The following is a 21,953-nucleotide window of genomic DNA, read 5'->3' on the forward strand; positions in this document are numbered from 1 at the left end:
GTCAGGGGCGGGCGGCCAGGGGTGGGGCGGGGGCGCGCAGGCTCTCGGCCGCGTCCGCCACCCGCCGGATCAGGTCGATGAAGACCGCCTGCTCACCGGCGTCCAGCGGGGCCAGGAGGACCTGGTTCATCCGCGCGGTGCGCACCGTCAGTCCGCGGTGGGTGCGCGCCCCGTCGTCGGTGAGGCGGAGCTGGAAGCGGCGGCCGTCCCGCGGATCACGGACCTTGTCCAGCAGCCCGCGCCGGATGAGCCGGGCGATCACCTCGGCGATGGTGGACCGGTCGAGGCCGACCCGCTCCCCCACGGTGCGCTGGTCGAGACCGGGTTCGGCGACGAGCGCGTTGAGGACGGCGAACTGCGGTGAGGTGATCTCCTCGGAGACCATCGCGTTCCACAGCAGGTGGTGCGCCTGCTGGAGCCGCCGGGCCAGGTGCCCGGGATGGGTGGTGAGATCCACGGCGGCCATGCGCGCTCCCCGGATTTCCTCAGTGGACTGATTTTTGCAGGTCCCCGAAGAGTACTGGACAGGACGGCAACCTCGTGCAAATACTCAGTGCACTGACTTGAATGACGGTGGGGTCGCCCGGAGGGGATGGGGTTCCTCGGATGGACAAGGTGGTCGCCTCGGCGGCGGAGGCGGTGGCCGACGTGCCGGACGGTGCGTCGCTGGCGGTGGGCGGCTTCGGCCTCAGCGGTGTGCCGGCCGTGCTGATCCAGGCGCTGTACGAACGGGGGGTGGGCCATCTGGCGGTCGTCTCGAACAACTGCGGGGCGATGGAGTCCGGGCTCGCGGTCCTGCTCGCGGCGGGCCGCATCGCCCGGGTGACCGGCTCCTACATCGGGGCGAACAAGGAGTTCGCGCGGCAGTACCTGGCCGGTGAGCTGGAGGTCGAGCTGATCCCGCAGGGCACGCTCGCGGAGCGGCTGCGCGCCGGGGGCGCCGGGATCCCCGCGTTCTACACGCCGGCCGGGGTGGACACCCTGGTCGCCGAGGGCGGGCTGCCCTGGCGGTACGACGGCTCCGGCGGGGTGGCGCTCGCCTCGCCCGCGAAGGAGGTGCGGGAGTTCGACGGCGCGCGGTACGTGCTGGAGCGCGGTATCCGCACCGACTACGCGCTGGTGCGGGCGGCGAAGGGCGACCGGCACGGGAACCTGGTGTTCGGCAGGTCCGCCCGCAACTTCAACCCCCTTGCCGCGACGGCGGGCCGGGTGACGGTCGCGGAGGTGGAGGAGCTGGTCGAACCCGGCGCCATCGACCCGGACGCGGTGCATCTGCCGGGCGTGTTCGTCCAGCGCGTGGTCGCGCTCACCCCGGAGCAGGCGGCGGACAAGCGGATCGAGCGGCGGACGGTGAGCGGCTGATGGCCTGGACGCGGGACGAGATGGCCGCGCGGGCGGCACGGGAGCTGAGGGACGGGCAGTACGTCAATCTCGGTATCGGTCTGCCCACGCTGATCCCGGGCCACCTCCCGCCGGGCGTCGAGGTGGTGCTGGAAAGCGAGAACGGCATCCTGGGCACCGGCCCCTACCCCGCCGAGGACGCCGTCGACCCGGATCTGATCAACGCCGGCAAGGAGACCGTCACCGTCCTGCCCGGAGCCTCCTTCTTCGACTCGGCGCTGTCGTTCGCGATGATCCGGGGCGGGCACATCGACGTCGCCGTCCTCGGCGCGATGCAGGTGTCCGGCCGCGGCGACCTCGCCAACTGGGCGATACCCGGCAAGCTCGTCACCGGTATCGGCGGCGCGATGGACCTGGTCCACGGGGCACGCACGGTGATCGTGGTGACGACCCACACCGCGAAGGACGGCTCACCGAAGATCGTGCCCGAGTGCTCGCTGCCGCTGACCGGCAAGGCGTGCGTGGACCGGATCATCACCGACCTGGGCGTCCTCGACGTCACCGACGGCGCGCTCGTCCTCACCGAGACCGCTCCCGGAGTGAGCACCCGGGAGGTCATCGCCAGGACCGGCGCCGAACCCACCCTCGGGGAGGGGCTGTCATGACCGACGCACCGACTCAGGCCGGCATCGACCGGGAGATCGCCGCCGAGCAGGCCGCGTACGAGAAGCGGCTCGCCGACGGCGGGCCCGCCGAGCACCATCCGCGCCGCGACTACGCGCCGTACCGCTCCTCGGTGCTGCGCCACCCGAAGCGGCCCCCGGTCGTCATCGACACCTCCGAGGACCCGGAGCTGGTGGAGCTGTCCGCCCCGGTGTTCGGGGAGCGGGACGTCACCGGGACCGACAACGATCTCACCCGGCAGCACACCGGTGAGCCGGTCGGTGAGCGCATCACCGTCTCGGGCCGGCTGCTGGACCGCGACGGCCGGCCGGTGCGCGGCCAGCTGGTGGAGATCTGGCAGGCCAACTCGGCCGGGCGGTACGCCCATCGGCGCGAGCAGCACGACGCCCCACTGGACCCGAACTTCACCGGAGCCGGCCGCGCCCTCACCGACGCGGACGGGTGCTACCGCTTCACCACCGTCCGGCCGGGCCCGTATCCGTGGCGCAACCACCTGAACGCCTGGCGTCCGGCGCACATCCACTTCTCCGTGTTCGGCCCGGCGTTCACCCAGCGGCTGGTGACGCAGATGTACTTCCCGGGCGACCCGCTCTTCCCGTACGACCCGATCCTGCGGTCCGTGACCGACGACGCGGCACGGCAGCGGCTGGTCGCGACCTACGACCACGGCCTGTCGGTGCCGGAGTTCTCCCTCGGCTACCACTGGGACATCGTGCTGGACGGGCCCCGGGCCACCTGGATCGAAGAGGGGCGCTGACACCACCATGACGACGATCGGCACCGGCGACCCGGAGAACGTGCTGCCCACCCCCTCGCACACCGTCGGCCCCTTCTACGGCTACGCGCTGCCCTTCCCCGGCGGCGAGGACATCGCGCCCACCGGGCACCCGGACACGGTCACCGTGCACGGATACGTGTACGACGGTGCGGGCCTGCCCCTGCCGGACGCGCTGCTGGAACTGTGGGGACCGGACCCGGACGGCGTTCTCCCGACGGTGGACGGCTCGATGCGGCGGGACCCGGCGAGCGGGGGCTTCCTGGGCCGCAACGGCGTGGAGTTCACCGGATTCGGACGGATCCAGACCGACGCGAACGGCCACTGGTACGCCCGTACCCTGCGCCCGGGAGCCCGTGGCCGGAACGCGCCGTACCTCAGTGTGTGCGTCTTCGCGCGGGGACTGCTGGTGCACCTGTTCACCCGGATCTACCTGCCGGGCGACGAGGCCGCGCCGGCCGCGGACCCGCTGCTGTGCCGGCTCGAGGCGGAGCGCCGCGACACGCTGGTCGCGGACGCCGAGGGCGCCGGCACGTACCGTTTCGACATCCGCCTTCAGGGCGAAGGCGAGACGGTCTTCCTGGAGTTCCAGTGACATCAGCCGACGACGGCACCGGTCTGCTCGCCCCGGGGCGGGCCGGTTCGCCGGCCGCCGCCGAGACGGCGGACGCGGCGTTCCTGCGGGCGCTGCTCGACGCGGAGTCCGCGCTCACCCGGGCGCAGGCCGCGCTGGGGCTCGCCCCGCCGGAGGCCGCCCGGGCGGTGACGGAGGCGGCCGATCCGGCGCGCTTCGACATCGCCGCGCTCGCCGCGCGGGCCCGGGAGGGCGGAAACCCGGTGATCCCGCTGGCCGCGGAGCTGACCCGGGCGGCCGGTGCGGAGTACGGCCCCTTCGTCCACCGGGGGGCGACCAGCCAGGACATCATGGACTCGGCGGCGATGCTGGTCGCCCACCGCGCACTGGGGCCGGTCCTCTCCGACCTCGACCGGGTGCAGCGGGCCCTGGCCGCACTGGCCGCCGCGCACCGGGACACCGTGCTGCCGGGCCGGACCCTGACCCAGCACGCCGTGCCGACGACGTTCGGGCTGAAGGCCGCCGGGTGGCGGTCACTGGTGCTGGACGCCCGGGACCGGGTGACCGCCGTACGGGACTCCCTCCCCGCCCAGCTCGGGGGAGCCGCCGGCACCCTGGCCGCCTTCACCGCGTACGGGGCCGCGGACGCGACCCGGCTGCCGGCCGTGTACGCCCGTGAACTGGGCCTGCGCGAACCCCTGTTGCCCTGGCACACCCTGCGCACGCCCGTCGCCGACCTCGCCGGGTGCCTGGCGCTGACGGCCGGGGCGCTCGGCAAACTCGCGGCCGACGTCCTCACCCTCTCCCGTACCGAGATCGCGGAGGTCTCCGAGAACGGCGGCGGCGGCTCCTCGGCCATGCCGCACAAGGCCAATCCGGTACGTTCCACCCTGGTCGCGGCGGCGGCCAGGCGCGCACCGCAGCTCGCCGCCACGCTCTACGGCTCACTGGTGGCCGAGGACGAACGCCCGGCCGGTGCCTGGCACGCCGAGTGGGAACCGCTCAGGGACCTGCTCCGCCTGGTCGGCGGCGCGGCCCGGGACGCCGCCGAACTCGCCGAGGGACTGCGGGTGCACCCGGACACGATGCGCCGACACCTCGGTCTCACCCACGGGTTGCTCGTCTCCGAGCGGCTCTCCGCCGAGCTGACGCCCTCCCTCGGCCGCGCCCGGGCGAAGGAGCTGCTTACCGAACTCGCCCGGCGGGCCTACGAAGAGGGACGGGAGCTCGGTGAACTGCTGGCCGAGCAGCCGGAATTGACGGGCATCGACCTTTCCCCGCTGATCGACCCCGCCCGGTACACCGGCTCCGCCGGAGTCCTCACCGACCGTGCCCTGGAGCGACCGTGACCGACACTCTCCTCAACCACCGTGCGGAGGGCCCCGCTTCCGCTCCCCCGCTGCTGCTCGGACCCTCGCTCGGCACCTCGTACGCCCTGTGGGACAAGGTGGCGCCCGAGCTGTCCACCGCGCACCGGGTGGTGCGCTGGGACCTGCCGGGGCACGGGGGTTCGGCGGCGGGGCTGATCGGTGCCGGTGCCACCGTCGGTGATCTCGCGGGGCTGGTGCTCGCGCTGGCCGACGCGCTCGGCATCGAGCGGTTCGCCTACGCCGGTGTCTCGCTGGGCGGTGCGGTCGGGCTGCATCTCGCCGTGCACCATCCGCAGCGGGTGTCGTCGCTGGCCGTGCTCTGTTCCTCCGCGCACTTCGACGGGCCCGGGCCCTGGCGGGAGCGGGCGGCGCTGGTGCGGCGCGAGGGCCTCACCGGGCTCGCGGAGGGTGCCGGCGCCCGCTGGTTCACGCCCGGGTTCACCGTGCCCGAGCTGGTCCGGGACCACCGGGAGGCCGACCCGGGGGCGTACGCCGCCTGCTGCGACGCGCTGGCCGCGTTCGATCTGCGGGAACGGCTCGCGGAGATCTCCGTGCCCACGCTGGCGGTGGCCGGCCGGGAGGACCCGGCGACGCCCCCGGAGCATCTGCGGCAGATCGCGGACGCGGTACCGGGCGCCGCCCTCGTGGAGATCCCCGGCGCCTCCCATCTGGCGCCCGCGCAGCGCCCGGAGGCGGTGCTGACCGCGCTGCGCACGCACTTCGACGGGGTGCCCGCACGCGGGACGGCGGTACGGCGGGAGGTGCTGGGGGACGCCCATGTGGACCGCGCGCAGGCACGCCAGACCCCGTTCACCGCCCGCTTCCAGGACTTCATCTCGCGCTACGCCTGGGGCGAGATCTGGACCGACCCGACGCTCAGCCGCCGCGAACGCAGCATGATCACGCTCACCGCGCTGGTGGCGCACGGCCACCACGACGAACTGGCGATGCATGTCCGCGCGGCCCGGCGAGGCGGTCTCACCCCCGAGGAGATCGGCGCGGTGCTGCTGCAGACGGCCGTCTACTGCGGGGTCCCGGCCGCCAACTCGGCGTTCGCGACGGCGCAGCGGGCGCTGGCGGAGGAGGACGCCTAGCCGGACGGCCGGTGTGGGGCCTACCGGAGACCGGCGCCCGTGGCCAGTTCCGCCCGGGCCCGCTCCGCCAGTGCATCGGCGCCGCAGGAGCGGGCCAGTGCCAGGCCGCGTTCGAGGTCGGGGGCGGAGCGGGCGAGGGTGCCGTACTCGACGCGGGCCACGGCGTGTTCGTACTGGCAGGGCGAGGACTCCAGGTAGGTGACCGCCTGGGCGGCGAGGCGGACCGCGCGCTGTCCGGTCTCCAGGGCGGCGGCGAGGCGCAGCGCCTCCCCTATCGCGGTGTCCGTGCCGAGGCGTTCGGCGTGTCGGCGGACGTCGACGGCGAGCCGGGCGGCACGGGCGGGGTCCTCGGTGGCGAGGGCGCGGGCGAGGTCGGCGGCGCCGAAGACGTGCACGGGGTGGTGGTGACCCCGGGCGGCCGCCGCCTTCTCCGCGGCCTCCAGTTCGTTGATGCCGTCCTTGGTGCGGCCGACGGCGAGCAGCAGCCGGCCCCGTACGGAGCGCGGGTCGGGCAGCACGATGGTGGACGGGTAGGGCGGGGTGAAGCCGTGCCGTTCCGCCATCGCCCAGGCCTCGTCGACATGACCGCGGGCGAGCAGGGTGTCGACGAGATTGCAGATGGCCGTCCAGTACAGGGGCAGTCCGCGGCCGACGCGCTCGGCGAGGCGCAGGGACTCGCGCAGTGACTCCTCCGCCGCCTCCAGCCGGCCCCGCCTGCGGTGTGCCAGACCGACGTAGGCGTGCGCCAGGGCGAGGTGGCCGCCGCTCCAGCCCGCCGTGTCGTAGGCGTGCAGGGCCTCGCTGTAGAGGCTTTCGGCGCGGTCGAGACGGTCGGTGTAGGCGTAGGAACTCGCCAGCATCAGCAGGAGTTCGACACCCCACTCGGAGTCGGTCCAGCCGAGCCCGGGTGCGAGGCGGCCGTTGACCAGGGCCCGGTCGCAGACCTCGACGATCTCCTCGGCGTTCTCGCCGCGCATCATGGCGTCGAAGCCGCGCAGGATCAGCAGCGCCCGTTCGGCGTTGTCGCGGCCGGTGCAGGTGGCGGCGAGGCCTGCGAGGCGCTCGGAGCGGTCGGGTGTGACGGTCTGGCCCGCGTGGATGCCCTCCCACATGAACTGCACCGCCTGGAGCCGCATGCGGGCGGGGCCGGGTTCCAGCCGGGCGGCCTCCGCCTCGACCGTGCGGACGGCCTCTTCCATCTGGTCGTTGTGGAGCAGGGCCTGGGAGAGGCGGATCACGGCGTCCACGCGCCGGCCGCCGTCGAGGCCGGGCATGCCGAGCGCGGTGCGCAGATGGCCGATGGTGCGGGCGGGCGCGGTGAGGAAGGTGGCGCTGCCCAGTTCGTACAGGACGTGCGCGTGGACCTCGGGGCGGGGTGGTTCCTCCAGCGCGCGTTCCAGGCAGCGGCGGGCGGCGTCCGGGGCGCCGACGGCGAGGTGTTCGCGGGCCGCCTCGCGCAGTTGCCAGACGAGTTCCTCGTCGTCGTCCGGGTGCACTTCGAGGAGGTGGCGGGCGGCCGCCGCGGCGCCGCGGCCGGAGTCGGTGACGATCCGGGCGGCTATACCGTGCATGGCGCGGCGCAGGGCGTCGGGGATGGAGTTGTAGACGGCGGTGGCGATCAGGGGGTGGACGAACTCGAGGTCCGCCGGTCCCGTGCCGCCCGTCGCCGCGGGGTCGGGGGCGGTGAGGATGCGGGCGCTGCGCAGGAGTTCGGCGCAGCGGGCGGCGGCGTCGGGGCTGAGGGTGGCGAGCCGGGCGACCAGGTCGACGGTGATGCCGGTGCCGAGGATGGCGGCGGCCCAGGCGAACCGGGTGGCGTCCACGCCGAGTTCTTCCAGGCGGGCGACGAGTCCGCCGCCGCGGGCGGAGCGGTTGAGGTCGCGCAGTTCACCGGCGTGGGCCTCGACGGGGTCGAGTTCGCTGTCCTGGACCTTGGCGAGGAGTTCGACGGTCTCGTAGGGGTTGCCGGCGGTGACGGCCCACACCTCGCGGCAGAACGCCGCGTCGGCGTTCTCGCCGAGTGTGGCGCGGGTGAGTCCGGCCGCGGCGTCCGGGGTGAGGGCGCTGAGGGTGGTGACGGGGCGGTCGGCCGCGGCGGCGACGGCGTCCAGGTGCCGGGCGCTCGTGCCGGAGATGTCGCCGGGGCGGCGGGCCACGACGACGAGGACGGACAGGTCGGCGAGGCGTCCGGCGAACGCGGCCAGCCAGTACAGGGTTTCCTGGTCGGCCCAGTGGGCGTCGTCGATGAGCAGCACCAGCGGCCAGTCCCGGCGGGCCAGCCGGCGCACGGCGGCCACGAGTCCCTCGCACACGCCCTGCGGGTCCGCGTGCCGGTCGCCGGGGTCGGCGATGCCGAGGGCGGGGCCGGCGATGTCGTACCAGTCGCCGAGGTATTCGCGGGCCTCCTCCGGCAGCATCGACACCAGGGCGGGCTGCAGGAGTTGGCGTACGACGTTGAAGGGGACGGAGCGCAGGGTCTCGCCGCCGCGGGCGGACCAGACGGTGCAGCCGCGCCGTTCGGCGATGCGGCGGGTCTCCGCCAGCAGGGCGGTCTTGCCGAGTCCCGCCTCGCCCCGGAGCACCAGCAGGCTGCCCGGCGAGGAACGGTCGGCGCACAGGATGTCGACGGCCTCCGCGATGGCGGCGACTTCCTCGTCGCGCTCCCACAGGGAAGCCGAGGGAGCGGCCGGGGGCCGTACCTCCGTCATCCCGCTACCTCCCCGAGTCGCCCGAATGACGTACCGGTCCCGAGCGTAGTCCTCCGTCCGCTCGAGCGGTGCCCGCTCGGCGCACGTGTTGCCGTGACGGGTGACACGGAACACGACGAGTCGACGCAAGTCGCCCCCCACCAGGGGTCCTGACGGTCGACAGCGGTCGAGGGCGGGGTACCGAAACCCCGGGACGGGTGGGGCGGGGGCTCTCTCATCCGGCTTTCACCGTCGCCGAATACGGTGGGGGCATGACGCAGGTGACTCCTCCCGGGTGGTACCCCGACCCCGGGCAGACGAATGACGGACCGGCCACCGAACGCTGGTGGGACGGCGCGGCCTGGACGGATCGGGTCCGGCCGGCGGGGTCGGCCGCCGCATGGGGTCCGCCCGCGCCGGACGCCGCGGCCGGGCCGGCGTATCCGGCCTACCCGGTGTATCCCGCTCCGCCGCCGCCCGGACGGAGCCACAAGGTGCGCAACGGCATAGCCGTCGCGGTGGCCGTCGCCGTCCTGGCGAGCATCGGGGTGGGCGTGTACGCGCTGACGGACGACGGCGGGGGCGGGGACGCCACGGCCTCGCAGTCCCGGGGCGGCCCGGACGGACGGGACGGCCGGCCGGACGGCGGCCCGGACGGCGGCGGGGGCGAGGAGTCCGGACCGGACGCCTCCGAGCCGCCCCGGGTGGAGAGCGGTTCGGTGACGGACGCGCTGAGCGGCATCAGTCTGCCCATTCCCGACGGCTGGTACGGCCAGGAGCTCCAGGTGGGCGCCTCGGTGACGTCGGAGGACTCCTACGACTGCCCCGGCAACACCTCCAAGAGCTGCACCAAGGGCGGTGCGTACTCGGCGCCGGCCCTGGTGTTCGGCAGTCGCGGCTCCACCGCCGAGGAGGTCGCCAAGGCGGACATCGCCGAGAACGCCGAGGAGAGCTACGGCGGGGACGCCTACGGGAAGATCACCTCGCACGACGTCCTCGCCTCCAAGGCGGTGACCGTGGCCGGGCAGAAGGGCTACCTGGTGCGCTGGAAGGCGGTGACCAGCAAGGGCTCGGACGGGTTCGTCCAGTCGCTCGCCTTCCCCTCCCCCGCGCAGCCGAAGCAGCTGGTCGTGGTGCGTTTCGGGGTGGACACCGACCAGACGCAGGCCGTCCTCGACGAGATCACCGAGGGCATCGAGGCGGCGTCGGGCGGCGGCGGCAACGGCCAGGACGTCTGACGCGCCGTGGGTCGACGGCCGGGCGGGGCGCCCCTCCGCTCAAGGGGCGTCCCACCCGGCCGGGGTGCGCGCCGCCCCCGTCCCCACGGTGCGGCGCGGGCGGGCCGTCGTCCGGTCGTGCCGGTGACGGCGGCCCGGGTCTCATTCGAGGCCGAGTGCCGGCAGTACGGCGGCCTCCACGAACCGGATCAGGTAGTCCGCGTCCGCGTTGCGTCCGTCCAGCAGGGGCCGCACGCGCAGGACTCCGAAGATCTGCGCCGGGACGTACTCCAGCGCGGGATGGCCGGCGTCGACCTCGCCGCGCTCGGCCCCGCGCCGCAGGATCCGCGCCAGCGCGGCGAGCTCCGGGTCCACCAGCGCCTCGCGCAGCGCCTGCGCCAGTTCCTGGTCCTGGGTGACCGCGTGCCCGAGCGCCTGGAGCAGGGCGGTGTCCTTCGGGGACCACTCCCCCGCGCGGCGCGCCACCTCCCGCAGGTCCCCGGCGAGGGTGCCGGTGTCGATCCGGGCGAACCGTGCCTGACCGCTGGACCGCAGGGCCGCGGCGACGAACCGGGGCTTGGTCCCCCACTGCCGGTAGAGGGTCGACTTGCTGCACCGTGTGCTGGCGGCGACGCCCTCCATGGTGACGGCGTCGTAGCCGCACTCACGGATCTGGTCCAGCACGGCGTCGAAGAACTCCCGCTCGCGCTCCGGGGTGATCTTGGAGCGGCGCGAGGCACCGGCCGGCGCGGGCCGGTCCGTGTCCTGCGACGTCATCGTCTCCTGCTCCTCGTCCCTCGGGATGTGTCCTGTCCGCCGGTTTCCACTGTACCGGTACGCGAGCGTATCGGTACATCACCGTATCGGTACGTGATCGTTTCGATGGGCGGGCGCGGCGCTGTCCGGCGCGCCGGCCCTCCGGGGTTCCCGCGTTCCCGCGTTCCCGCGTTCCGGGCGGGGCGCGCCTCTCATCCCCGCCAGGTTTCGCGGCGCAGGGCCGCCTCGGTGCCGGCGAGGTAGACGGCCGTGGCGAGCCACTGGGCCGCGTACCGGTCCGGGCCGCCGTCCTCGAACCGGCCGAAGGCGTCGCGGGTGCGGTGCGCGGCGACCGCGGCGAGCGCGGCGGCGAGTTCCGCGCCGGTGGTGAAGCCGTCGCGGCGCAGCGCGGCCACATGACCGCGGTGCTCGTCGTCACGCGCGGGTTCCGCGGCGGCCCGGCGTCCGCCCGCGACGGCCAGCTCGACCAGCCGGCGTATCCGCCACAGCGGGGGGTCGCCGGCGGAGGCGGCGGGCGCGGACGGGGCGGGCAGGTCGGGTGGGAAGTGCTCGTCCTCCAGGTGGTCGTAGCCGAGATCGGCGCGGCCCCGCCGGTCGGGCGGGAGGCGCAGGGTCGCCCCGGTGCCGGGTACCGGGGCGACGGCGAGCGGGCGGAGTGACGACGGGCGGCCGGGGTCGGGGCGGCCGGCGACCCGGATCCGCAGCCCGGGGTGGGCGCCCAGCCGGCGGAGGTTGGCGGTGTGGGCCAGGCCGGGGTGGCGGTGGGCGGGGGCCAGCCGGACGGGTGCGGCACCCTGCTCGGGCAGTACCCGGACCAGCAGGTCCTCGCCGTCCGTGGCGAGCACCTCCACATCGCACACGGTCAGCGGGCCGGCCTGTCCGGGACCGTAGGAGGCCGCCGGGAAACCGTCGTCGGTCCCCGTCGTGCGGGAGGTGACGGTCCAGGGCCGTCCGGCGGCGGAGGCGGCGCGGACGCCGGGTTCCGGGAGCAGGCGGCCGTCCGGGGCGACGACCGCTCCGGAGAGGACCAGGCCGCCGCGGGAGAGCCGGAAGTGGTCGGTCAGGAAGGACCGGATGGCGACATGGGCGCCGCCGGCGCGGCGGGCCCGGACGGGGCCGCCGGGCTTGACGTCGGGGAGCATGTACCAGCGGCCGTCGTCGTCGGTGAGGTGGGTGACCACCCCGCCGAGGCCGTCGGGGCCGATGACCGGTTCCCGGCAGACGCCGTACAGCCGCAGCGGCCCGTCGGGGCGGAGGTGCCGACGGACGGTGCCGATCAGTGCGGGCTCGGCGTCGGCGGACTTCAACCGATGGGCGACGAGGAGGAGTTCGGTGAGCGAGGCCACCAACGCGGTGAGGGCACGCGGACGGTGCGGGTCGCGCTCGTCCCGCAGACGGCGTACGACGTCCAGCGCGGCGGCTTCCGCACGGTGGAGGCCCGCGAGGCGAGCGGTGTGGGCGGCGCGGAGCAACTCCGCCTGGACCACCGCCCCCGCACCGCCGGCCCCGGCGGACAGCACGGCCGCACCGGCCGCCCAGACCGCGGAGGCGGCACGGACCTGCTCGCCGCAGGGACCGACGGACGCGGCGACCGGGGCACGGGCGGATACCTCGCCGGGACCGGTGGCACGACCCCGGCCCGACGGATGCCCCTCAGCTGACGAACGCTCCTGGCCCACCGAACGGCCCCGGCCCGACGGGGGCTCCGGGGCGGTGGGCGGCTGATGATCCGGGTCCGGGCACCCGTCCCCGTCCGACAGGCGGCCCCGGTCCGACAGGCGGCCCCGGTCCGTTAGGCGGTCTCGGCCCGGCGGCTGCTCCGGGACGGTGGGCGGCAGGTGTTCCGGGGCCGGGTGGCCGCCCCCGTCCGACAGGCGGTCCACGTCCGGCGGGCAGTCTCGGCCCGGTGGGCGGGCCGGGGTGGTGAGCGGCTGGTGGGGCGGGTGACCGTCCCCGTCCGGCAGGCGGTCTCGGCCCGGCGGCTGCTCCGGGACGGTGGGCGGCAGGTGGGCCGGGGACGGGTGACCGTCCCCGGCCGACAGGCCGCCCCGGTCCGACAGGCGGCCTCGACCCGACGAGCGGTTCGGGCTGGTGGGCGGCAGGTGGTCCGGGGCCGGGCAACCGTCCCCGGCCGACAGGCGGTCCACGTCCGACAGGCGGTCCACGTCCGACAGGCGGTCCACGTCCGGCGGGCAGTCTCGGCCCGGTGGGCGGGCCGGGGTGGTGAGCGGCTGGTGGGGCGGGTGGCCGGCTCCGTCCGACAGGCGGTCTCGGCCCGGCGGCTGCTCCGGGACGGTGGGCGGCAGGTGGGCCGGGGACGGGTGACCGTCCCCGGCCGACAGGCCGCCCCGGTCCGACAGGCGGCCTCGACCCGACGAGCGGTTCGGGCTGGTGGGCGGCAGGTGGTCCGGGGCCGGGCGACCGTCCCCGGCCGACAGGCGGTCCACGTCCGGCGGGTGGTCCACGTTCGGCGGGCAGTCTCGGCCCGGTGGGTGGGCCGGGGTGGCGGGTGGCTGGTGGGTCGGGGGTGGGGCGTGGTTCGGGGCGGGCGGTGTCGGGCAGGCCGTGAGGATTGCTGCCCGGTGCAGGCAGCGGGGGGCCAGCAGGCAGGTGCAGTGGACCTGTCCGGCCTCCGTGAGGGTGCCGGACGCGGCGGGGGTCAGGGTCACCCAGGTGTCCTCGCCGCAGCGGACGCGGAGCGTTCCGGCGCCGGTGGTGACCGGCGTGCCGGCCAGTGCCTCGACGGCCGCCTCCAGTCGGCCCCGAAGGCGCGTGGTCAGGCTCTCCACCGCGGAGGCGACCACCTCCGGCGCGGCCGGCGGGAGGGGGAGGGAAGGGCTCATCGGGTCGCTCCACGGACGCGTTCGCCCACCCAGCGGGCGAGTGACAGGGGGCTGAGGGCGGCCACCGGCATACCGGCGTCGACGAGTTGCCCGGCCACCGGCACCGAGTAGCGGGGGATGCCCTCGTCGTTCAGCGCGGCGCAGCCCAGCAGATGGACACCGGAGGTGACCAGGGCCTCGACCTCGGCCAGCAGTCCCTCGACGCCGAAGCCTTCCTGGAAGTCGCTGACCACCACCATCAGCGTCCGGTCCGGCACCTTCACCAGCGTGCGGGCGTGCGCCAGCCCGGCCGCGATGTGGGTGCCGCCGCCGACCTTCACCTCCAGCAGCAGGGAGAGGGGATCGTCGACCCGGTCGGTGAGGTCGACGACCTGGGTGTTGAAGGTGAGGAAGTGCGTGGAGAGCGCGGGGACGCCACCCAGTACGGCGGCGGTCAGCGCCGACCAGATGACCGCGGCCTCCATCGAACCCGACACGTCGACGACCAGAATCAGCCTCCAGTCGCTCTGCCGGGCCGCGCGGGTCTTGAACACCGGCCGTTCGGGGACGACTTCGACCGTGCCGTCCTCCAGCCGGCGGCTGTGGACCAGGTTCTCCCGCAGGGTGCGGGCCAGGTCGAGCCGGCCGCCCGGACGCCGGGTGGGGCGCGGCGTGCTGAGGCCGGTCAGCGTGGGGCGCAGCCGGGTGGCGAGCTCGCGGGTGAGTTCCTCGACGAGCCGTCTGACGAGCGGCCGCAGGTGCGCGATCCGCTGCTCGGGCATGCCCCTGGCGACCGTGAGCACGGCGGAGAGCAGTTCCACGGACGGACGTACCGAGGCGGGGTCGAGGTGGGCGATCACGTCCGTACGACCCTTCGCGGCGGCGCGTCCCAGGACCTCGTCGCGGATGTCCACGCCGAAGAGCGCCTCGACTTCCTCGGCCCAGTGCCGGACGCTGGGGTAACCGGGCTCGCCCTGGCCGCCGGTGAGTTCGTCCGCGTCGCTGTCGGGGGCCCCTGCCGCCTCCCCTGCCTCGCCATCGGCGCCGCCCTCCATCTGCCCGTCCCGTCCGAACAGTTCGTCGAGGGCGTAGGCGTACGGTCTGAGTTCCGGGGGCAGTTGCGCCGTCTCGTGGCCGAGCAGCAGCCGCCAGCGGTCGGCGGGACACAGCCGTGCAGTGCCGCGCCCCGGCCCGTCCGGCGTGCGCGGCGGCCCTGCGGGAACGGACGTGTCCGCGGGCGCGGGGCCCGCCAGGTCCGCCAGGCCCACCCCGCTCAGCAGCGCGAGCCCCGCGCTGTCGGCCTCGGCCCACCGACCGATCAGTTCGGCGGGTGCCGCGAGCCGGAGGTCGGGCCGGTCGCCGAGACGGTCGGTCACGGCCGTCAGCAGCCGTCCCCGGCCTTCCGGGGTGAGCGCGCGGAAACCGCCGCGCAGCGCGGTGAGCCGGTCGAGGAAGTCCCGGTCGCTCATCGTCTCGACGCGCTCCAGGAGCGGATCGAGGGCCGTGGGCACGGACTCGATCAGTGGCCCGGCGGCGATGAGCAGACCGGTGAGCCGGCGCTCCAGCCGGTGCCGGGTCTCCGGTGCGTTCGCCGAGTCGACCCAGCCGGCCAGCCGTGTGCCGAGCAGGGCGGAGCTGTCGAGGTCGAGCAGCACACGGGCGGCGAGGGCCGCTCCCTGGACGAGGGGCGAACCGGTGCGGGCGAGGTCGTACAACTCCCCTTCCAGGCGCAGCCCGAGCCGGTCCTCGCCGCTGCGCAGGGCCAGGGTCACCACGGCGACGGCGTCCTCCGTCTCGTCGCTCCCGGCCAGCCCCGGCAGGGCGCGGACGGCGGCTTCCAGCAGGGTGCCGGTGAGCGCCGCCGCCCGGGTACGTGTCCGCCGTGTGGTGCCGGGCAGGTGCTCGCGGCGGATCGACTCCAACAGGTCGAGCGCTTCGAGCAGTTCGGGAAGGGTGGCCGCGGCGGGCAGGACCCGTGCGGCCTCGGTGAGACCCTCGCCGGCCAGGGTGGGCAGGGCGCAGCGGGCCGCGGCGCGCAGGAGAGCGATCAGCCGGGCGGGGGTGACTCCGTCGGAGTCGCACGCGCGGCGGTGGTGCTCGCGCAGGGTGCCCTCGGCGGCCTGGGCGGCGGTGACGCCCCGCAGGCCGACCAGGTCGAGCCGGGCGGCGACCGCGGGGGTCCAGGCGGCCTGCCAGCGGGTGGTCAGGGCGTTCCCCTCGCCCGCGGCGGACACCGTGGCGGGTTCCGCGTAGCCCACCCCGCAGGCGTGGAGCCGCTGGAGCAGGATCTCGCGCCGGGCGTCGAGGGAGGACCGCAGGGGCGAGAGCCGGATCTCGCGGCGGGCGGGGCTGTGCGGCCCGGGCAGCCGCAGCGACGCCAGTTCCGCCTCCGCCCAGGGGCCGAGCCCGGAACGGGGTGTGCCGGGGGCGAGCCTGCCGCGTCCGGTGCCGACCAGCACCGGTTCCACGACCCGGTCGAGGGGGTCTCCGTGGCCCAGTACGGACGTCACCGCCTCCCGCAGTTCGCTCCGGCCGGGTGCCGGAAGGCCCCGCAGGCTGCCCAGGTCGCAGGCGAGGCGCAGGGTCTCGATCGCCTCGCCGGTTCCGGCGGTGTGCCCGGAGGCGCGGATCTCCCGGCAGATCTCGGTGACGAGGCGGGCGGCGGCGTCGCGGATCCGGCCGGGGTCGCCCCCTGCGTCGAGCACCGTCTGCTGCCAGCGCGGGTCGCGGATGCCGGCCGGGTATCCGGAACGGGAGTCCAGCAGGGGGAAGGCGTACGGGACGAGCGAGGTGACGACCGGCGGGCCCGAGCCGGCGGCGTCGGCGGCGATGTCCCCCGCCCCGTCCTCGGCCAGGGCGGGCGCGTGGAAGGCACCGGTCACGGCGGCCACCCTGCGCTTCCCCGACTCGGCGACGATCCGGCGCATGTGCGCCTCGCGGGCGAGGTCGGCGTCCGTGATCCCGCCCCGGGCCCGCAGGTCCTGGCGCACCGCCAGGCCGAAGCCGAGAGCGGCCCGGCGCACGGCCTCCGGGGTGCTGCCGGGGGCGAGCGCCTCCACGGTGCGGTCCCACAGGCCGTCCGCGTCAAGTCCGGGCGCTTCCGGGCCGGTTGCCGCCCCGGCGGGCCACCCCGGGTCCGCGAGGGGCAGATCGCAGCAGATCACCTCCGCCCCGCGTTCCCGTGCCCAGCGGATCGCCGCGAGTTCCGGGGAGAAGTCGGCGAGGGGGTAGAAGTGCAGTGCTCCGTTCTCGTGGGCTCCCGAGAGGGCGACCGGTGCGACGGTGCGCGGATCGGAGAGATACGGCAGCCACGGCTGGAAGTCGGCCGGCAGTTCGACGCAGACGACCTCGGCGTCGGCGGCGTCCAGCAGCCGGGGTACGGCGGCGGCCAGGGCCGGGCTGTGGTGCCGTACGCCGATCAGGTACGGCCGGGTGCGGGCCGCCAAAGCGGCGGTCTCCTCGTGTGCGGTCATGGGTCCCAGCAGGCGGGTCGGCGGGGGACGGCCGTGCCCGACGGCCGTCCCCGTTTCTTTCCGGTACTCCGAACTCGCGGCCTCGCCGCCGGAGTTCAGCGGCGGCGCTTCCGCGGCCGCGGCACCTCCAGTTCCTCCAGCTGCGGACCCTCCCCGTCCCGGACCCGCTGCCAGGCCTCGCGGTAGAGACCGGCGACGGGCCGGAGGGGCACGACGACGCCGAGGACGGGGTCCTCGCCCTCCAGCAGGTCGTACATCGGCAGTTTCCAGCGCTCCAGCGGCAGGTGCGGGTTGGTGAGCTGGGTCCAGCCCCCGGGCAGGAACAGGGAACGTCCGGCCTTGGAGCGGTTGCCCTCGATGACGAGGTCGGTGCCGGCGAGTTCGGCGCGGGCGGCCCGGAGCCGGGCCGTTCCGCCGCGCTGCGCACCCCAGCCGGTCCAGCGGGCGGTGTTGCGGTCGGTGGGGTCGGGCATGGCGAGCAGCATCAGGTAGAGGACGGCGGCGTCCTCACCGATGCCGTACCGCTCGGCCGCCTCGGTGACCAGGTCGGGCACGGATCGGGCGGGGTCCTGCGGCCACCAGTGTCCGTCCGCGTCGCGTTCGCCCGCCGCCGGGTTCCCGGGGTCGGCGAGCAGTTCCGCGAACGGCCGGTCGTGGACCAGACGCAGCGCGGTCTGCTGGGCGTTGGGACGCTCGCCGGTGAACACCGCCGCCAGGTGCGGGTCGTTGCCGGTCGCGTCCAGCAGCGCGGACCGGATGGCGGGGACGGGTCCGGATCCCGCCCCGCTGCCCAGCAGGACCGCGCCGTGGCGCACGAAGGCGTCGCCGCGCTCCGTGGGCTCTCCGGCGGCCCGCTGGTAGGCCCCCCAGTCGATCCTCCCGTCGAGCGCGAGCAGCAGGTCCGGATGGGCGAGCCGGTCACGCAGCGCGGTCAGTACGCCGGGCAGGGTGGCGCGGACCGGGTCGCCGGAGGGGAGACGGTGGGCGAGCCACGCGGCCAGCGCCACCGATCCCTTCATGACGTCGTTGTCGAACCCCGGTCCGTTCTCGGCGGATTCGACGTAGTAGCGGCCGAGCTTCCAGGTCAGGTCCCGGGTCAGCCGTGGCTCGGTGGCCAGGTCGACGAAGCCCTGCAGTGCCTGGGCGGGTGCCCATCCCGGGGAGGCCACGGTGCGGACCGCTTCGTGGAGCACCTCCTCGGGTACGGGGGTGCGCCGGCCCAGCCGGTCGTTCCAGACCCCGGCCGCGCGGGCGGCGTCGGGGCCGTCCGTCCACAGCCGGGACGGGTCGTCGGGGAGCAGTGCCGCGACGACGGCCTGCCGGGCGCCCGCGTCGAGGGACTTCAGCTGGTCCTTGGCGACGCGCGCGTCGGCCGACTTCACCCCGATCGTCTTCAGGGTCGCGGCGGGCACCGGCTCACGCTTGTCGTCGATCATGGGCAGGCCGGCGACCACCAGCCGGGCCATGGTCGGGGTGACGCCGGTGAGCCGTGCGAACTCCTCGGCGGCCGTGGGGAACCAGGGCGCCGGGCCCCGCTCGGCGAGCTCGGCGCGGAACGCCGCGGCCCAGCCGGCCTGCCGTGTCGTCTCCGGTACGAACGGCCGGGCGGCCAGCAGGGTGTAGGGCGCGGGTGCCTCGAACCGGCCGGACGGGTCGTGGAAGAGCGCCCCGTAGTGCCTGCCCGTGGGCTCGTCCACGTTCCACTCGCCGAGGAAGTCGAACGACCGGTACGGGAACAGCAGGAACGCGCCGCCGTCGAGGTTCAGCACGGTGGCGTCCGCGTACCCCTTGATGGCGTCGGGCCCCTCGAACAGGCTCGGGTCCAGCCGCAGCCGGACAGCCCGCCAGTGGCCGGGGTCCAGCTCGGTGAGGCCGTGCGCGTCGAACTGCTCGAAGAACGCGTCCAGCGCCACCCGGTGTTCCTCCACGGTGGCTGCCGAAGCGGCCCGCAGCGCCACCACCGCGGGCAGCACGGGCAGCGCCGAGGAGTCCACCTTCTCCAGCGACTCCTCCTTGTCCAGCTCGACATGGGTGCGGCCGGTCGGTACCGGCTCGATCATGCCCCGCATGGACCGGCCGACGAGGCCCGGCAGGTCGTGGATGAAGTGGTAGGAGTCGTAGTACGAGGGACGCCAGCCCAGACCGGTCAGGCCGACGCCGTTCACCGCGGCCTCGAGCAGTTCGTCGCCCACCTTGGGGCGCGGCTTCACCTCGACGATCCCGGCGACCGCGGCGTCGAGCCGGGCCCGGGCCGCGTCCAGGACGCGCTGCTGCTCGGCTGCGAACCTCACCACCCCGGTGATGCCCGCCCGCAGCGCCTCGTGACCGACCTCCGGCAGCCGGGTGCGCACCAGGTCGGGCACCAGGTCCGCGCCGTGTCCGGACGGCTCCGTCCCCGGCTCGTCCTGGTTCTCCGTGTTCCGCGACGCCTCCTCCACGGCGGCGTTCAGCAGTGCCGTCACGGTGTCGTCGCCGATCCGGCGGAGCGCCGCGGAGCCCTCGGGGTCGCGGGGCAGGAGCTGGTGCCAGTAGCGCAGGGGCGGCAGCAGCGGGGTGCCCGCGGCGAAGGCTCCACCGCTGTGGTTCCCGGGGATGTGAGCGAGCGACTCCCCGTCCGGGTCGATCAGTGCGGTCTCATCGCGGTTCCGGACGACGGCGAGGAGCCGGTCGGTGCCGGGGAACCGCAGTGCGTGGGCCGGGTGCTTGCCGATGGCGGACGGTACGACGACCGAGCGCCCGGACAGGTCCTCGCCCCGCAGTGAGCCGCCGGGCAGTTTCACGACCCGCCAGCCGAGCAGTCCGTCCACCGGTGCGCACAGCGGCCCGTTGACGGCGGAGGGAGCGGGGTACAGCCAGACGGCTTCCAGCGTGCTGCCCTCGGGCGCGTCGGACAGGGCCCGCGCACACCAGTCCGGTGCTCCGGGCGCGCCGTGCGTGTTGCCGGCCGGGTCGTAGGAGAGCCAGGCCCGGTCGCCTTTTCCGGTGTTCCGGTCCTGCCAGTCCCGCACCCAGTACGTCGTGCCGTCGCTGATCACCTGCCGCCGGCCGGGAACGGTCGTGTCTCCCCTGCGGAGTACGCCGTGGCCGAGGGTGCGGCCGCCGCCGGGGAGCGGGAGGGACACGGGGGCCAGGCCTCCGTTGTATCCACCGCTCCCGTCCGCCTTGGCGAGATAGGCGCAGCTGGGGTCGCTCTCGACCGGCATCGGCGGTGCGTCCGCGGAATGGTGCCAGTAGCCTTCCATGCCGGACAGGGCGGACGAGTACCACCAGACGAACAGCTCACCGTCGACGTACTGGAAGTCTCCCCTCCCGTAGCGGAACGACGTGTCGGGCGGAAGGCGCAGTTCATGGGTGAGGACCGTGCCCTCCGCGCCGATCACCCGGGCCTGTCCGCGGCCCAGGACGACGAGATGGGGCCAGGCCTCGGAGACACGCAGGTCCTCGGCCGGATCCTTCAGCGCGAAGGCTTCGAGCGCCTCGTCCCAGGCGGGCCAGCCCAGTTCGTCGAGGATGCCGGTGCGCAGGGTGCGGGCCAGGGCGGGCGCGATGCCGGTGGCCAGTGCCTCCCGTACCTGGTCGGCGGCGGTCGCCAGCGCCTCCCCCGGCAGCCAGGACGGTGTGTTGAGGGCGCCGTAATAGCCGGGGAGTGCGGGCAACTGCCTGGTGCGGTACTTCCGGCAGACCTGGGCCACCCACGCGGCGAGCATCGGCCGTCCGCCGGGGGACTCGGCCAGGGCGAGGACCGTCTGCTTGCCGTTCCCCCATCCGTGGGCGGGGCATCCGCGCCGGAACGCCGCGTGGAAACGGCCGTCGGCCTCCAGCGCGACCAGGTCGCGCCGCGGTTCGCGTACCGCCCAGTCGTCCAGGTTGAGATCCTGGCGGCGCCCCGGCTTCGCCACCGGTATGTTGAGTGACAGGAGCTGGTCGAGAAGGTCCACATCACCGACCGGGGGCGGCAGCAGGTCGCCGGCCGCTTCGAGTTCCGCACGCAGCGCGCCGGCCATCCGGTCGACGAGCGGGTACAGCTCCCGAGGGGCGTTCCAATAGCTGCCGGCCCCGGCCAGTTCGACGAATCTGCGCAGCCATCCGGCCGTACCGTCGGGGGAACGCGCCTCGTCCGGCAGCGTGTCGTCGCACAGTCCGGCGGTGGCTCCGGACTGCTCCAGCAGGTCGAGCCACTGGGGCAGTTCGTCCCGGTCCCACTCGGCGGGCAGCAGCCCCAGCAGGGTGCCCCGGACGGCCGGCTCCTGCCCGGTCAGCCGGAGCAGGGCCTGCCGGTGGGCCTTCCACCAGGCGGGCGGGGCCTTGACGGTGCCGGGCAGCGTCAGCATCTCGCGCAGGTAGGCCATCTCCTCCGTCTGCGCGTCCTTGCCCGCGACCGCCTTCGCCAGTTTGCGCAGCTCGGCCACGCCCGGGCTCGACGGGGGCAGCCCGTGCGAGGCGAGGCGGACGAACAGAGCGCGCAGATGCCGGAACGCCGTCGCCGCGGGGACACGGGAGATCAGTCCCTTGGCGTAACTGGAGAGCACCTTGGTCGGTACGGCGCCGGCCAGCGCGAACTCCAGGAACACGGCGTCCATCCGCGCCTCGTCGAACGGCAGCGCGTGCGCCGTCTCGGCCTTGCGGGCGTTGACGAACATCATCGACGCGTACGACGTCTCGCCGGCCGCCAGGAACACCCGGCCCGCCTGCTCGTAGAAGGTGGGCAGGAAGTGCGGTACGGAGCCGGCGAGCCGTTCGCCGATCGACTCGTAGGCGGCGCGGGCCCTCTTCGGACGGGACCGCACCGTCCGCGCGACCTTGTCCATCTCCTCGACCAGGGACATGGCCAGATGTCCGTCCGAGGGGTGACGGGCCAGCACCCAGTCGGGGAAGCCGAGAGCCCGGTGTTGTCCGACACCGACCTCCACCGGTTCGCCGTCGGGCCGCAGTCCGAGGAAGCCCGCGTCCCCGGTCCCCTCCTGCGGGGTCAGGCGTACGACGATCCGCCCGTCGAGGCCCGGATGGCGGTAGGCCCGGGCGAACATGGGCACGGCCCGCTCGCCTCCGCCGGTGGTGCCCGGCGGCAGTACCGCACCGGCGCGGAGCAGTTCCTCCACCTCTGCCGTCGCCCCGTCGCGTGTCGTCCCGTTGCTCATG

At 74.9% G+C, this 21,953-nt stretch carries 13 protein-coding genes; 7 read left to right on the top strand and 6 right to left on the bottom strand.

Annotation, left to right across the window (positions count from 1 at the left end; translation table 11 throughout):
* Position 1: 1 nt before the first annotated feature.
* On the bottom strand, positions 2 to 466 hold the full coding sequence (locus ACZ434_RS08000; protein ID WP_468453031.1) for a MarR family winged helix-turn-helix transcriptional regulator: 465 nt from the start codon (positions 464 to 466) through the stop codon (positions 2 to 4).
* A gap of 140 nt (positions 467 to 606) precedes the next feature.
* Between ACZ434_RS08000 and ACZ434_RS08005 the strand changes: the two genes are divergently transcribed.
* The 6 genes from ACZ434_RS08005 to pcaDC are packed head-to-tail and all read left to right on the top strand — an operon-like array spanning position 607 to position 5,838.
* Positions 607 to 1,362 carry a CoA transferase subunit A gene (locus ACZ434_RS08005; protein ID WP_468453033.1) on the top strand — a complete coding sequence of 252 codons (756 nt, stop codon included), beginning with the start codon at positions 607 to 609 and terminating at the stop codon, positions 1,360 to 1,362.
* A complete protein-coding gene (locus tag ACZ434_RS08010; protein ID WP_468453035.1) occupies positions 1,362 to 2,006 on the top strand; it encodes a CoA transferase subunit B in 645 nt (214 codons plus the stop codon). Before ACZ434_RS08005 ends, ACZ434_RS08010 begins: the two co-directional genes overlap by 1 nt.
* Complete coding sequence (gene pcaH / locus ACZ434_RS08015) at positions 2,003 to 2,782, top strand: protocatechuate 3,4-dioxygenase subunit beta (RefSeq protein ID WP_468453037.1); 780 nt, start codon at positions 2,003 to 2,005, stop codon at positions 2,780 to 2,782. The genes ACZ434_RS08010 and pcaH overlap by 4 nt, the downstream gene beginning before the upstream one ends.
* Positions 2,783 to 2,789: 7 nt before the next feature.
* On the top strand, positions 2,790 to 3,395 hold the full coding sequence (gene pcaG / locus ACZ434_RS08020; protein WP_468453039.1) for a protocatechuate 3,4-dioxygenase subunit alpha: 606 nt from the start codon (positions 2,790 to 2,792) through the stop codon (positions 3,393 to 3,395).
* Positions 3,392 to 4,723, top strand: coding sequence for a 3-carboxy-cis,cis-muconate cycloisomerase (gene pcaB / locus ACZ434_RS08025; RefSeq protein WP_468453041.1), 1,332 nt, complete (start codon positions 3,392 to 3,394; stop codon positions 4,721 to 4,723). Before pcaG ends, pcaB begins: the two co-directional genes overlap by 4 nt.
* Positions 4,720 to 5,838, top strand: coding sequence for a bifunctional 3-oxoadipate enol-lactonase/4-carboxymuconolactone decarboxylase PcaDC (gene pcaDC / locus ACZ434_RS08030; protein WP_468453043.1), 1,119 nt, complete (start codon positions 4,720 to 4,722; stop codon positions 5,836 to 5,838). Before pcaB ends, pcaDC begins: the two co-directional genes overlap by 4 nt.
* A gap of 20 nt (positions 5,839 to 5,858) precedes the next feature.
* On the opposite strand, the gene ACZ434_RS08035 is transcribed toward pcaDC, so the two are convergent.
* Positions 5,859 to 8,546 (bottom strand): ATP-binding protein, encoded by a 2,688-nt coding sequence (locus tag ACZ434_RS08035; protein ID WP_468453044.1) that lies wholly within the window; start codon positions 8,544 to 8,546, stop codon positions 5,859 to 5,861.
* A 251-nt stretch (positions 8,547 to 8,797) separates the two neighbouring features.
* Here ACZ434_RS08035 and ACZ434_RS08040 point away from each other — a divergent pair, with 251 nt between their 5' ends.
* Positions 8,798 to 9,763, top strand: coding sequence for a DUF2510 domain-containing protein (locus tag ACZ434_RS08040; RefSeq protein ID WP_468453046.1), 966 nt, complete (start codon positions 8,798 to 8,800; stop codon positions 9,761 to 9,763).
* A 141-nt stretch (positions 9,764 to 9,904) separates the two neighbouring features.
* Here ACZ434_RS08040 and ACZ434_RS08045 read toward each other — a convergent pair whose 3' ends face one another.
* The 4 genes from ACZ434_RS08045 to ACZ434_RS08060 all read right to left on the bottom strand — a co-directional run bounded on the left by ACZ434_RS08045 (position 9,905) and on the right by ACZ434_RS08060 (position 21,952).
* Positions 9,905 to 10,519, bottom strand: coding sequence for a TetR/AcrR family transcriptional regulator (locus tag ACZ434_RS08045; RefSeq protein WP_468453048.1), 615 nt, complete (start codon positions 10,517 to 10,519; stop codon positions 9,905 to 9,907).
* Between the two features lie 191 nt (positions 10,520 to 10,710).
* Positions 10,711 to 13,362, bottom strand: coding sequence for a hypothetical protein (locus ACZ434_RS08050; protein ID WP_468453050.1), 2,652 nt, complete (start codon positions 13,360 to 13,362; stop codon positions 10,711 to 10,713).
* Positions 13,359 to 16,814, bottom strand: coding sequence for a DUF5682 family protein (locus ACZ434_RS08055; RefSeq protein ID WP_468453052.1), 3,456 nt, complete (start codon positions 16,812 to 16,814; stop codon positions 13,359 to 13,361). The genes ACZ434_RS08050 and ACZ434_RS08055 overlap by 4 nt, the downstream gene beginning before the upstream one ends.
* Before the next feature lie 95 nt (positions 16,815 to 16,909).
* Positions 16,910 to 21,952: a DNA-binding protein gene (locus ACZ434_RS08060; protein ID WP_468453054.1), complete on the bottom strand. Its 5,043-nt coding sequence runs from the start codon at positions 21,950 to 21,952 to the stop codon at positions 16,910 to 16,912.
* Position 21,953: the final 1 nt, after the last annotated feature.

The organism is Streptomyces sp. NPDC030893 (assembly GCF_055571535.1).